At 52.1% G+C, this 12,484-nt stretch carries 18 protein-coding genes and 1 other annotated feature (1 of these 19 running past the window's edge); of the genes, 9 read left to right on the top strand and 9 right to left on the bottom strand.

The features are described from left to right. Window positions 1-106, bottom strand: a sequence feature (Phe leader region); it reaches 19 nt to the left of the window's first position. From pheM to thrS, 5 genes are all read right to left on the bottom strand, one after another. Beyond that, complete coding sequence (gene pheM / locus L3069_RS09100; RefSeq protein ID WP_001386830.1) at window positions 57-101, bottom strand: pheST operon leader peptide PheM; 45 nt, start codon at window positions 99-101, stop codon at window positions 57-59. Its footprint overlaps the feature before it by 45 nt. A 117-nt stretch (window positions 107-223) precedes the next feature. Then, the gene (rplT, locus tag L3069_RS09095; protein WP_000124850.1) at window positions 224-580 is read right to left on the bottom strand and encodes a 50S ribosomal protein L20; all 357 of its coding nucleotides are present in this window, start codon (window positions 578-580) and stop codon (window positions 224-226) included. A gap of 50 nt (window positions 581-630) precedes the next feature. Further along, window positions 631-828: a 50S ribosomal protein L35 gene (rpmI, locus tag L3069_RS09090; protein WP_001124225.1), complete on the bottom strand. Its 198-nt coding sequence runs from the start codon at window positions 826-828 to the stop codon at window positions 631-633. A 97-nt stretch (window positions 829-925) separates the two neighbouring features. Continuing rightward, the gene (gene infC, locus L3069_RS09085; RefSeq protein ID WP_059443439.1) at window positions 926-1,468 is read right to left on the bottom strand and encodes a translation initiation factor IF-3; all 543 of its coding nucleotides are present in this window, start codon (window positions 1,466-1,468) and stop codon (window positions 926-928) included. A gap of 3 nt (window positions 1,469-1,471) precedes the next feature. Continuing rightward, window positions 1,472-3,400 carry a threonine--tRNA ligase gene (gene thrS, locus L3069_RS09080; RefSeq protein WP_006809077.1) on the bottom strand — a complete coding sequence of 643 codons (1,929 nt, stop codon included), beginning with the start codon at window positions 3,398-3,400 and terminating at the stop codon, window positions 1,472-1,474. 323 nt (window positions 3,401-3,723) lie between these two features. On the opposite strand from thrS, the gene yncL reads away from it, so the two are divergent. Both yncL and yniD read left to right on the top strand, forming a co-directional pair. Beyond that, complete coding sequence (gene yncL, locus L3069_RS09075) at window positions 3,724-3,816, top strand: stress response membrane protein YncL (RefSeq protein WP_071785204.1); 93 nt, start codon at window positions 3,724-3,726, stop codon at window positions 3,814-3,816. A gap of 98 nt (window positions 3,817-3,914) precedes the next feature. After that, the gene (yniD, locus tag L3069_RS09070) at window positions 3,915-4,022 is read left to right on the top strand and encodes a small membrane protein YniD (protein WP_003857815.1); all 108 of its coding nucleotides are present in this window, start codon (window positions 3,915-3,917) and stop codon (window positions 4,020-4,022) included. A 149-nt stretch (window positions 4,023-4,171) separates the two neighbouring features. Here yniD and L3069_RS09065 read toward each other — a convergent pair whose 3' ends face one another. The 3 genes from L3069_RS09065 to L3069_RS09055 form a co-directional block, all read right to left on the bottom strand. Next, entirely contained in the window at window positions 4,172-4,405 is a 234-nt protein-coding gene (locus tag L3069_RS09065; RefSeq protein WP_032622263.1) for a hypothetical protein, read from the bottom strand. Between the two features lie 264 nt (window positions 4,406-4,669). Further along, window positions 4,670-5,428, bottom strand: a complete 759-nt coding sequence (locus tag L3069_RS09060; RefSeq protein ID WP_022647833.1) for a YdiY family protein — start codon at window positions 5,426-5,428, stop codon at window positions 4,670-4,672. Between the two features lie 5 nt (window positions 5,429-5,433). Then, window positions 5,434-5,706 carry a hypothetical protein gene (locus L3069_RS09055; RefSeq protein ID WP_038415894.1) on the bottom strand — a complete coding sequence of 91 codons (273 nt, stop codon included), beginning with the start codon at window positions 5,704-5,706 and terminating at the stop codon, window positions 5,434-5,436. Between the two features lie 17 nt (window positions 5,707-5,723). Between L3069_RS09055 and pfkB the strand changes: the two genes are divergently transcribed. From pfkB to L3069_RS09040, 3 genes are all read left to right on the top strand, one after another. After that, window positions 5,724-6,656, top strand: coding sequence for a 6-phosphofructokinase II (pfkB, locus tag L3069_RS09050; protein ID WP_022647831.1), 933 nt, complete (start codon window positions 5,724-5,726; stop codon window positions 6,654-6,656). Window positions 6,657-6,747: 91 nt separating this feature from the next. Next, window positions 6,748-7,038, top strand: a complete 291-nt coding sequence (gene ghoS, locus L3069_RS09045) for a type V toxin-antitoxin system endoribonuclease antitoxin GhoS (RefSeq protein WP_003857822.1) — start codon at window positions 6,748-6,750, stop codon at window positions 7,036-7,038. Between the two features lie 105 nt (window positions 7,039-7,143). Further along, window positions 7,144-8,004 (top strand): fructosamine kinase family protein, encoded by an 861-nt coding sequence (locus L3069_RS09040; RefSeq protein ID WP_022647830.1) that lies wholly within the window; start codon window positions 7,144-7,146, stop codon window positions 8,002-8,004. Window positions 8,005-8,036: 32 nt separating this feature from the next. Here the strand turns inward: L3069_RS09040 and L3069_RS09035 are convergent, their stop codons facing one another. Then, window positions 8,037-8,573, bottom strand: coding sequence for a YniB family protein (locus tag L3069_RS09035; protein WP_015570741.1), 537 nt, complete (start codon window positions 8,571-8,573; stop codon window positions 8,037-8,039). A 141-nt stretch (window positions 8,574-8,714) separates the two neighbouring features. On the opposite strand from L3069_RS09035, the gene hxpB reads away from it, so the two are divergent. From hxpB to tcyP, 4 genes are all read left to right on the top strand, one after another. Then, a complete protein-coding gene (hxpB, locus tag L3069_RS09030; RefSeq protein ID WP_022647828.1) occupies window positions 8,715-9,386 on the top strand; it encodes a hexitol phosphatase HxpB in 672 nt (223 codons plus the stop codon). Between the two features lie 128 nt (window positions 9,387-9,514). Further along, window positions 9,515-10,276 carry a 2-dehydro-3-deoxy-D-gluconate 5-dehydrogenase KduD gene (gene kduD / locus L3069_RS09025; protein WP_023299906.1) on the top strand — a complete coding sequence of 254 codons (762 nt, stop codon included), beginning with the start codon at window positions 9,515-9,517 and terminating at the stop codon, window positions 10,274-10,276. A 95-nt stretch (window positions 10,277-10,371) separates the two neighbouring features. After that, window positions 10,372-10,962 (top strand): metal-dependent hydrolase, encoded by a 591-nt coding sequence (locus tag L3069_RS09020; protein ID WP_015570742.1) that lies wholly within the window; start codon window positions 10,372-10,374, stop codon window positions 10,960-10,962. 127 nt (window positions 10,963-11,089) lie between these two features. Continuing rightward, window positions 11,090-12,481: a cystine/sulfocysteine:cation symporter gene (gene tcyP, locus L3069_RS09015; RefSeq protein ID WP_022647826.1), complete on the top strand. Its 1,392-nt coding sequence runs from the start codon at window positions 11,090-11,092 to the stop codon at window positions 12,479-12,481. Window positions 12,482-12,484 lie beyond the last annotated feature (3 nt).

Genomic DNA, 12,484 nt, shown 5'->3' with positions numbered 1-12,484 from the left:
GGAGGCTTATCTGGCGCTGTTTTTCGTTTCATCTTTCACGCGCTAGCCTCCTGAAGTCAGGTGCTAAAGTAAAAGAAGAAGCGGAAAATAGCAGCATTCATGCTTGCGTTACCTTGTAGGGTAAAAACCGTTAAGACCTTATTGAAAAGCCTGGACGGGTAAATGTCAATCTTCTGATAAGGCGATATGAAAAGAGGGAGCAAAGCCCCCTCTTTCAACTGGCTTATGCCAGTGCTGCTTTCGCTTTTTCGACCAGAGCGGTGAACGCTACTTTGTCGAATACTGCGATGTCAGCCAGGATCTTACGGTCGATTTCAACAGAGGCTTTTTTCAGGCCGTTGATGAATTTGCTGTAAGAAATACCGTTCTGACGTGCTGCTGCGTTGATACGCGCAATCCACAGTTGACGGAACTGACGCTTACGCTGACGACGGTCACGGTAAGCGTACTGACCTGCTTTGATAACAGCCTGGAAGGCAACGCGGTATACGCGTGAACGCGCACCGTAGTAGCCTTTAGCTTGTTTCAAAATTTTCTTGTGACGTGCACGTGCAATTACACCACGTTTTACGCGAGCCATGTGTGCTCTCCTGTATCTATTCTAAGTTAAAAAAGTTAAACGTTAACGACTTATGCGTACGGCAGGCACGCGATGACCAGGCCCAGATCGCCTTTAGAAACCATGGCTTTTGGACGCAGGTGACGTTTACGCTTGGTAGCTTTCTTAGTCAGAATGTGACGCAGGTTAGCGTGCTTGTGCTTAAAACCACCTTTACCGGTTTTTTTGAAGCGCTTAGCAGCACCGCGTACGGTCTTAATTTTTGGCATTTTAATAACTTCCACTTCGCATTGTTAAATAAACGAAACATAGGCGAACAAAACCTATGGGGCCCGAAGGCTCCACAGATTTTGCTGCTTGAAGGCCTTACTGTTTCTTCTTAGGAGCGAGCACCATGATCATCTGGCGGCCTTCGATCTTCGTTGGGAAGGATTCGACTACTGCCAGTTCACTCAGATCTTCACGGACGCGGTTAAGCACTTCCATACCAATCTGTTGGTGGGCCATCTCACGACCGCGGAAACGCAGCGTGATCTTGGCCTTATCGCCATCTTCCAGAAAGCGAATCAGGCTGCGGAGTTTTACCTGATAATCGCCATCGTCGGTACCAGGACGGAATTTGATTTCCTTAACCTGGATAACTTTTTGCTTCTTCTTCTGTTCCTTAGAAGATTTACTCTTTTCATAAAGGAACTTGCCGTAGTCCATAATACGACAAACTGGCGGTTCGGCGTTAGGGCTGATTTCAACTAAATCTACTCCAGCTTCTTCAGCTTTTTCGATCGCTTCTCTCAGACTCACAATCCCCAGTGGTTCACCTTCAAGATCTGTTAAGCGAACTTCCTGGGCGCGAATCTCGCCATTGATACGATTCGGACGTGCCGTTTGAACTCGTTTTCCGCCTTTAATACCTTATTCCTCCAGTTGTTGAAGACTGCGGCTGCGAATCTCTTGTTGCAGCTTCTCAATCACTTCACTTACGTCCAGGCTCCCCAGGTCTTTACCACGGCGGGTGCGAACGGCAACTTTGCCTGCTTCCACCTCTTTATCACCACAGACCAACATATACGGGACACGACGTAAAGTGTGCTCGCGGATTTTAAAGCCAATCTTCTCATTTCTCAAGTCTGCTTTTACGCGAATGCCCGCATTTTGTAGTTTCTGCGTCAATTCTTTAACGTAATCCGCCTGAGAATCGGTAATGTTCATCACAACTACCTGCACTGGCGCAAGCCAGGTTGGGAAGAAGCCCGCGAACTCTTCAGTCAGGATGCCGATGAAGCGCTCCAGTGAACCGAGAATCGCACGGTGAATCATAACCGGCACCTGACGCTCGTTGTCTTCGCCAACATAAGAGGCGCTTAAACGCTGCGGCAGGGAGAAGTCCAGCTGTACCGTTCCGCACTGCCATGCGCGATCGAGGCAGTCATACAGGGTAAATTCAATTTTTGGACCGTAGAATGCGCCCTCGCCCAGCTGGTATTCGAACGGAATACCGTTCTCTTCCAGCGCCACGGCGAGATCCGCTTCTGCGCGATCCCATGTCTCATCGCTACCGATACGTTTTTCCGGACGCGTTGAGAGTTTGACCACGATCTTCTCGAAGCCAAAGGTGCTGTACATATCGTAGACCATACGAATACAGGCGTTAACTTCATCACGTACCTGATCTTCAGTACAGAAGATATGCGCATCATCCTGAGTAAAGCCACGAACACGCATCAGCCCGTGCAGCGCACCTGATGGCTCGTTACGGTGGCAGCTACCGAACTCCGCCATACGCAGCGGCAGATCGCGGTAGGATTTCAGACCCTGGTTGAAGATCTGAACGTGGCCCGGACAGTTCATTGGCTTGATGCAGTATTCACGGTTCTCAGACGAAGTGGTGAACATCGCATCTTTGTAGTTGTCCCAGTGGCCGGTTTTTTCCCACAGCACACGGTCCATCATGAACGGGCCTTTCACTTCCTGATACTGGTACTCTTTCAGCTTGGAGCGCACGAACGTTTCCAGTTCACGGAAGATTGTCCAGCCGTCGTTATGCCAGAACACCATCCCCGGCGCTTCTTCCTGCATATGATACAGGTCAAGCTGCTTACCGATTTTACGGTGGTCACGCTTAGCCGCCTCTTCCAGGCGTTGCAGGTACGCGTTCAGGGCTTTCTTATCGGCCCATGCGGTACCATAGATACGCTGCAACATTTTATTGTTGCTGTCGCCACGCCAGTAGGCGCCTGCGATTTTCATCAGTTTGAAGTGATGACAGAAGCGCATATTCGGCACGTGCGGTCCACGGCACATGTCGACATATTCTTCGTGATGGTACAAGCCAGGCTTGTCATCATGAGCGATGTTTTCATCAAGAATCGAGACTTTATAGCTCTCGCCGCGCTTCACGAAGGTTTCACGCGCTTCATGCCAGCTGACTTTCTTCTTGATGACGTCATAGTTCGTTTCGGCGAGCTCATGCATACGTTTTTCGAGCGCGTCGATATCTTCCTGTGTCAGGGTGTGGTCAAGGTCAACGTCGTAGTAGAAGCCGTTGTCGATAACCGGGCCGATCGCCATTTTGGTGTTGGGCCACAGCTGCTTAATAGCATGACCTAACAGGTGCGCACAGGAGTGACGAATGATCTCCAGACCTTCTTCGTCTTTCGCGGTGATGATCGCAAGCGTTGCATCGCTTTCAATCAGATCGGACGCGTCTACCAGCTCACCGTTTACGCGGCCTGCAATGGTTGCTTTTGCGAGTCCAGGACCGATATCCAGGGCAACATCCATTGGGCTTACAGCGTGGTCGAAATGGCGTTGGCTGCCATCAGGAAGAGTAATTACAGGCATTTTATATCCTTATTTGCAGTGATGCCCCACACATAAGAGCATATACAAAGAAAATAATCGTGATTAAACAGTAGATTACGAAACCATCTGACCAACAATCGTCAAATTGGTTCGTCATCATGCACCTGCCGATTCAGATAAATGCGGATTTACGGCAAGCAGCGTAATGGTAACACTATTAACAGGGCGAATGCACCTTCCCGCGACCGATTTGAACCGCTCATCCTTATGTCTGCGTTCATGAACTTTTGTTGACGGGGGCTCGCAATCCGAAAGTGCTGAGCTATTCTTGATCTGGTCCTTAAACATCGAAGGGGTATCACATGAATGTATCGAGCAGAACCGTTGTGATATTGAATCTACTTTCCGCTGCTGGTCTGGTATTGATACTGGCCGACAGATTCCACTGGTTTTAAGCCGAACCGCTGTTCTGGCATAACCTGTTGTCCCGGGTAAAGCGCTTTCTGGCGCAGACTTTGGTAGACTAAGGGTATCAACTGACAAGGAATGGGTTATGCCAACAAAAAGATTTGCCGTTAAGCACTGGAAAATGGTCGTGGTGTTAATCGCTATTTGCGGCGCGATGTTGCTGCTGCGTTGGGCCGCGATGATCTGGGGCTAATATTATGTCAGCGAAAACGTGCCGTGAATTTACTGAATAAATCTTAACTATCTTTACGATAATTTATGGTCCAAAACCGGTACGTCATAATCCGGTTTTCGCCAGGCTGGGACAGCGTATATATTCCATCACATGTGGCAATAGAAATATCAGGACCACTCACCCGCCACCAGCTTGTGTACATCAAATGCATCATTCATTGACTGGCCGGTAGACTGGGAGCCAGGGGCAATGTTGGAGCCTGCTTCAACATCAGAGGCTTTAGCGATCCCGACTGGGCTGTTAACGTCACTGGCAGGTTGCGTCATATTATCAGCAGCAAATACGCCAAATGAAAGTGCGGAAAGCACCATCGCTGCTGTAGCGGTTTTGATTTTTTTCATAATTCTGTTCTCATACTTAATTAATGCAGAAATGCCTGAGGCGAGTTTTTTGCCTGTGCCGTAAGTGTAGATCTGGATCACACTTTTGCCTAGTCAAATTATTTATCAAATCGTGTCAAATAAACTGAATAAGGCCTGGTCGCCTAATTATGGAGAAATTATGAAGACGAAAGCATGCCTATTATTTCAAAACGCCGTTTAATATAAATAAGCACAGTTTCAAAAAATAAAAAACAGGCCGAGAATAGTCCCGGCCCGAAGAAATTACATTTTATAACCTAAAGAAATCGTGGTTCGGCGATCGGTATGTTCCGGCGCGGAATCAGGCGGTGATGAGTTCCAGGTTACGTTGTACGCCACCTTGAGTCCAAAGTGTTCGTTGATAGCCACGTTCAACGCACTTTCAGAGTTCAGCGTTGTATCTTCAGCACCAAACACCGACACACCCTGGGTGAATTTCGCGTTGTCAGTCATTTGCCATGCGTAGGTGCCCGATGCATAACCCAGCGGCTGGGTTTCATCTTCGCCGTTGGTGTACTCGTCGTAACGGACACCCGGACCGAATTCAAAACGGAGGCTGTGCACCGGTCCATTCAGGAACTGACGACCATAACCCGCAGTCATGACATCGCGCTGGCGATAGCCGTTGTAGCGGTCAGTAAGCCAACTCGCCTGCCCAAACAGGTAGTCATAATCTGTCATGTTGTAACGGCTACGCCCACCTACCGCGTATTTCTCAGAGGAGCGTTCATCGTTAGCAGACGTGTTGCTGGCATTGCCCCACAGCGACCAGGCCGTGGTGTTGCCGTACCAGGTCAGGGTGCTGTCTGCGGTCATGGAGGAGCTTTTCGTGTTACCGGATTGCGCCAGATACCCGGCATTCACGTTACCTTCAAAGGGTTTTTTGGCAGTGGAGGGATCGTCCATGACAGTAAAAACGGTATCATCGGCGGTTGCATTCAGTGACGCAAATACGCCACCCGCCAGCATCAGTGCTGCGGGTACTGTCTTCAAAAGCTTCATTTATTTTAGGAGTCCGTACAACATAAAAAGAGACCGTCACGGTCTCGGAAACTTTCTTGCGGATCAATGACAAGGCGACCATAGAAAGGTAACAAATTATAAAAAGCCGCAAATAACATAGCAATAATTTCTTCTTTCATTTTTTGAATAAGAACGATCCCAAAATGCGATTTAATGTATATACCCGGCCAAGGTTTTTTGTCAGCATTCATTTTTAAAATCATACTGTTATTTACGTTGCCTTCCTGCCAAACGGTGCCAGGCTTAAAATAACCCATGATAAAAGGAGGTCATGATGGCTTCGATTTACACGCTGACGCTCTCCCCTTCCCTCGACTCTGCGACCATGACGCCGCAAATCTATCCGGAAGGTAAGCTGCGCTGTAGCGCGCCGGTGTTTGAGCCGGGCGGCGGCGGCATTAACGTGGCGCGTGCCATTACCCATCTCGGCGGAAAAGCAACCGCCATCTTCCCCGCTGGCGGCGCCACGGGTGAGCATCTGGTTGCGTTGCTGGCAGATGAACAGGTTGCCGTAGATACCGTTGACGCCAGAGACTGGACCCGGCAAAACCTGCATGTCCATGTTGAATCCAGCGGCGAGCAATATCGTTTTGTGATGCCAGGGGCGAAGTTGAGCGATGATGAGTTTCGTCAACTGGAAGAGAAAGTGCTGACCATTGAAAGCGGCTCATTGCTGGTGATCAGCGGTAGCCTGCCGCCGGGCGTCAAAACAGAAAAGCTGACGGCACTGGTTCAGGCGGTGCTCCAGCGCGGCATCCGCTGCATTGTCGATAGCTCAGGCGATGCCCTGAAGGCGGCGTTAGAGCCCGGACAACTTGAACTTGTCAAACCTAACCAGAAAGAGCTCAGTGCGCTTGTCAATCGCGAGCTCAACCAGCCTGATGACGTGCGTACTGCCGCAGAAGAGCTGGTACGCACGGGCAAAGCGCATCGCGTTGTAGTCTCTCTCGGTCCTCAGGGTGCGCTGGCCGTCGACAAGACGGGCTGCGTGCAGGTTGTTCCACCGCCGATGAAAAGTCAGAGTACCGTGGGTGCCGGTGACAGTATGGTTGGCGCGATGGTGCTGAAGCTGGCGCAGGGCGCTTCGCTTCTGGAGATGGCACGCTATGGCGTCGCGGCAGGGAGCGCTGCCACCATCAATCAGGGAACCCGTCTGTGTTCGCTTGCGGATACTCAGAAAATTGTCGATTACCTGGCGAGAAGCTGAACGTGCTTCCCCTTCCCGTGGAGGGGGAAGTCGCCAAATATGGCTTATCGACTATGCTAAGAAAACTTTCAGGATAACAACGAGGTGAATTATGAGCAGTGGTGATATCACCCGCTACGTCGTAACCGTCAATATTCATGAAGCATCGCTGACCGAACTGAATGAACTCAACAACGCTTTCACGCGGGCGAATTTTCTGCTCACGCTGACGGACGATGAGGGCAATATTCACGATCTCGGCTCGCTGGCCTTTGGCCTGATAAGCCCGCTGAGTCAGGAGGAGGTGAAGGCGCTGGCCAGTAGCCTGGTGGAAAGCGTGACTGACAAAGCCACGGAAATTGATGTGGATAGCTGGGAAAACTGGCATAAAAAAGAGCAATAAGTGCCCTGTACAAAATTAAACCGCTCAGTTGTGCGTTAGTTCCTGTTTTTTTATAGCCGTTTTGCGCTAACTTTATGATCTGGCAGACAACATGGGAGAGACATCATGTGGCAGGCTATCAGTCATCTTTTAAGTGAGCAACTGGGTGAAGGTGAAATTGAACTGCGTAACGAACTGCCAGGCGGAGAGATCCATGCCGCATGGCATTTACGTTACGCCGGGCGCGATCTCTTCGTAAAATGTGATGAGCGCGAATTGCTCCCCATTTTTACGGCCGAAGCCGATCAGCTTGAGTTGTTATCGCGCAGTAAAACAGTCAACGTTCCACAGGTTTTAGCCGTTGGCAGCGATCGTGACTACAGCTTTCTGGTGATGAACTATCTTCCGGCGCGCCCTCTGGATGCGCACAACGCCTTTATTCTCGGCCAACAGATCGCCCGTTTGCACCAGTGGAGCGATCAACCTCAGTTTGGGCTCGATTTCGATAACGACCTCTCAACCACCCCACAGCCAAACGCGTGGCAACGCCGCTGGTCGACTTTTTTTGCCGAGCAGCGCATAGGCTGGCAGCTGGAGCTGGCCGCTGAAAAGGGACTAGCGTTCGGCAACATCGACGCGATTGTTGAACACATTCAGCAGCGTCTGGCTTCGCATCAGCCTCAGGCTTCCCTTCTGCACGGTGATTTATGGTCGAACAACTGCGCGCTTGGGCCTGATGGTCCCTATATATTTGACCCGGCCTGCTACTGGGGCGACAGAGAATGTGACCTCGCGATGCTGCCGTTGCACCCTGAACAGCCGCCGCAAATTTATGATGGCTATCAGTCTGTCTCGCCGTTACCTGCGGGTTTCCTTGAACGTCAGCCGGTTTATCAGCTGTACACCTTGCTAAACCGGGCGATTTTGTTTGGCGGGAGTCATCTGGTGAATGCCCAGCGGGCGCTGGACCGTATCCTGGCGGCATAGCGGGAGGGGGCGGCAATACGCCCCCTTTGACATTACAGGAAGCCGAGCAGCGTAAAGAAGAAATACCCGGCCACAATGATAATAACCGGCAGGATATAGAGCGGGAAAAACTGCACAAAAATGGTATGACGCGGAACGACAATGCGCGATTCGATCTGCTCGCGGCTCATCCCGTCAGGGCCTTTCGCCTTCTCAAGTATCAGCTGATCTTCCACCCCTTCGCGTAAAAAGCGGGTCTGGCGACTCATGCGCGCGCCGGAGGCCTGCAACGCCATCGCGATAAAGATCAATGCATAGATTATCCAGAACCCGACATTCAGCTGGTGATGAAAATCCGGGGTGGGCGAGTTGAACCAGAAGACGTTCAGGAATGGGGTGTTAAACCGCATCATCTCAATCATGACGTGGGCAAAATCGAGCATGACGGCATTAATGCCCGGCTGTTTTTCGCTGTGATCGTACATAAATTTAAGTACGGAGATCAGCGTTGAAATCAGGGCGGGAATGAAAATAACCCAACCAGCAATACGTTTTAAGACTGCGATGCGTCCAGCTTGTTGATACGTCATTAGTTCCTCTTCATAAAGACGCGTTATTTGTGCCTAAGTCTACCTGCTGTCGGTCATTTTCGCCCGATCTTTGAATGCAATATGCTAAATTGCTTGTGCTTAGCACCGTTCGTCTTACCCCCAAGATAAGGAGATGTTGTAATGTCGACACCGCGCCAGATACTTGCCGCTATTTTTGACATGGATGGATTGTTGATTGATTCCGAACCCCTGTGGGATCGGGCTGAACTGGACGTGATGGCCAGCCTCGGCGTCGATATCAGTCGTCGTAATGAGCTTCCCGATACTCTGGGGCTGCGCATCGATATGGTGGTTGACCTTTGGTATGCCCACCAGCCATGGGTTGGCCCGGATCGCGACGAAGTTACGGCGCGCATTATCAACCGTGCTATCTCCCTTGTAGAAGAGAATAAGCCTCTGTTACCGGGCGTACGCGACGCTATCGCCCTGTGCAAGGCGCAAGGGCTGAAAGTGGGGCTTGCCTCTGCCTCACCTCTGCATATGCTGGAAAAAGTGCTGACGATGTTCGGGCTGCGCGACAGCTTCGACGCGCTGGCCTCGGCCGAAAAGCTTCCTTACAGCAAGCCACATCCGCAGGTGTATATGGACTGCGCCGCGAAACTGGGGCTGGATCCGCTTACCTGTGTGGCGCTGGAAGATTCGGTTAACGGCATGGTGGCGTCCAAAGCCGCACGTATGCGCTCCATCGTTGTGCCGGCTGAAGAAGGCCGACACGATCCCCGCTTTGCCCTCGCGGATGTCAGGCTGACGTCTCTTGAAGAATTGACTGCCCGCCATCTGCGCGGAGAGTAACGCTCTTTCAGGCAGCTTCGGCTGCCTGTATCACAAAATCAAAACAACGTTTTACTTTATTTGCTTTTCTCATTCCAGACTCCTATCCTTACGTGCAGAATGACAATAACCTGACTTCTGAGGCGCGTATGATACTGGATGCTTTTACTCTGGCAGGAAAAGTGGCGATGGTGACCGGGTGCGATACCGGTCTGGGGCAAGGCATGGCCATTGCCCTCGCCCAGGCAGGATGCGATATCGTGGGGGTAAACCGCAAGGTTCCTGACGAAACGGCAGCGCGCGTCACGGCGCTGGGACGGCGCTTTATCGCAATTCGCGCCGATCTCGGCAAGCATGAGAGTATTCAGAGCGTCGTGGATACCGCCGTCACAGAGATGGGCCGCATCGATATTCTGGTTAACAATGCCGGCACCATTCGTCGGTGCGATGCGCTGGAATTTAGCGAGAAGGACTGGGACGAGGTCATCGATCTCAATCTGAAATCGGTCTTTTTCCTCTCTCAGGCAGTAGCGAAACAGTTTATCGTGCAGGGTCAGGGCGGCAAGATCATTAACATTGCCTCCATGCTCTCCTTCCAGGGCGGCATTCGGGTGCCGTCCTATACGGCTTCGAAAAGCGGCGTCCTCGGGCTCACCCGCCTGTTGGCAAACGAATGGGCGCCGCTAGGTATTAACGTGAACGCTATCGCGCCGGGTTATATGGCGACAAATAACACCCAACAACTTCGCGATGATGAGCAGCGCAGCCAGGCGATCCTCGACCGTATTCCGGCGGGCCGCTGGGGACTTCCGGAGGATTTACAGGGTCCGGTGGTGTTTCTGGCCTCGGCGGCGTCGGATTACGTTAACGGCCATACCCTTGCCGTAGACGGTGGCTGGCTGGCGCGCTAACCGCCGGTTTGTGACAAAGAGTTACACCGTCACCTCTTTCACACACTGTATAAAAACCCTATACTGTATGGATTGACAGTTTACCGGGTTTTATCATGACGGCGGAAGGCCACCTGCTTTTTTCACTTGCCTGTGCAGTGTTTGCTAAAAACGCTGAACTGACCCCTGTGCTGGCGCAGGGGGACTGGTGGCATATTGTCCCTTCTGCCGTGCTGACCTGCCTGCTGCCGGACATCGATCATCCAAAATCATTCCTTGGTCAGCGGCTGAAGTGGATTTCAAAACCCATCGCCAGAGCCTTTGGTCATCGCGGGTTTACCCACAGCCTGCTGGCCGTATTTGGCCTGCTTACACTCTTCTATTTGAAGGTTCCCGAGAGTTGGATAGTCCCGGCGGATGCCATTCAGGGCATGGTGCTCGGCTACTTAAGCCATATCCTCGCCGATATGCTGACGCCAGCGGGCGTTCCGCTGCTCTGGCCCTGCCGCTGGCGTTTCCGCCTGCCAATCCTCGTGCCGCAAAAAGGCAACCAGCTGGAGCGCGTTCTGTGCATGGCGCTGTTTGCCTATGCCGTCTGGATGCCGCAGACATTGCCCGAAAATGGTGCAGTGCGCTGGTCATCGCAGATGATCAACTCGCTGCAATTTCAGTTCAATCGTTTTATTAATCACCAGATTGAGCATTAAACCGGCAATACAATCACTTTTGTCATAAACCATTCCATATGGATATAAGCGCCACATCACACTTCTGATAACCTTGCGCCAACAGGTTCGGTAAAAACCGACCGTATAATAAATCAGGAGAACGGGGATGAATTTTCCACTCATCGCGAACATTGTTGTGTTCGTCGTATTGCTATTGCTTCTCGCCCAGGCTCGCCACAAACAGTGGAGCCTGGCGAAAAAGGTACTGGTTGGTCTGGTCATGGGCGTGGTGTTTGGCCTGGCCTTACACGCTATTTACGGCTCCGACAGCCCGGTACTGAAAGATTCCATTCAGTGGTTCAACATTGTCGGTAACGGCTATGTACAGCTGCTGCAAATGATCGTTATGCCGCTGGTATTCGCCTCAATTCTGAGCGCCGTAGCCCGCCTGCATAATGCTTCTCAACTGGGTAAAATCAGTTTCCTGACCATTGGCACCCTGCTCTTCACCACGCTGATTGCGGCGCTGGTGGGTGTGCTGGTTACCAATCTGTTTGGCCTGACTGCTGAAGGTCTGGTGCAGGGTAGCGCTGAAACCGCGCGTCTGACGGCGATTGAGACCAACTACGTGGGTAAAGTGGCCGATCTGACCGTTCCGCAGATGGTGCTCTCCTTCATTCCGAAAAACCCGTTTGCTGACCTGACCGGTGCAAGCCCAACCTCCATTATCAGCGTAGTGATCTTCGCTGCGTTCCTGGGCGTGGCTGCGCTGAAGCTGCTGAAGGACGATGCGCCGAAAGGCGAGCGGGTTCTGACTGCCATCGATACCCTGCAAAGCTGGGTAATGAAGCTGGTGCGTCTGGTCATGCAGCTGACGCCGTACGGTGTCCTGGCGCTGATGACCAAAGTCGTGGCAGGTTCTAACCTGCAAGACATCATCAAGCTTGGCAGCTTTGTGATTGCCTCGTACCTCGGTCTGGGCATCATGTTTGTTGTGCACGGCATCCTGCTGGCGGTGAACGGCGTTGGCCCGCTGAAATATTTCCGCAAAGTTTGGCCGGTGCTGACCTTCGCCTTCACCAGCCGTTCCAGCGCGGCATCGATTCCGCTGAACGTGGAAGCACAGACACGTCGTCTGGGCGTACCCGAGTCTATCGCCAGCTTCTCGGCCTCCTTTGGCGCCACCATCGGGCAGAACGGCTGTGCGGGTCTCTACCCGGCGATGCTAGCCGTGATGGTTGCCCCAACCGTGGGTATTAACCCGCTGGATCCGGTCTGGATTGCGACGCTGGTCGGTATCGTGACCATTAGCTCCGCCGGTGTTGCGGGCGTGGGCGGCGGCGCGACCTTCGCTGCGCTGATCGTTCTGCCTGCGCTGGGGCTGCCGGTAACGCTGGTTGCCCTGCTGATCTCTGTTGAACCACTGATCGATATGGGTCGTACCGCGTTGAACGTGAGTGGTTCAATGACCGCCGGTACCCTGACCAGCCAGTGGCTGAAGCAGACCGACAAAACGATTCTCGACAGTGAAGATGATGCCGAACTGGCACATCGTTAATCA

Source organism: Enterobacter cloacae complex sp. ECL411 (genome assembly GCF_021869665.1).
Classification (GTDB): domain Bacteria; phylum Pseudomonadota; class Gammaproteobacteria; order Enterobacterales; family Enterobacteriaceae; genus Enterobacter; species Enterobacter intestinihominis.
The sequence above is the reverse complement of the archived record's forward strand: the minus strand, read 5'-3'. Positions and strand labels throughout refer to the sequence as shown.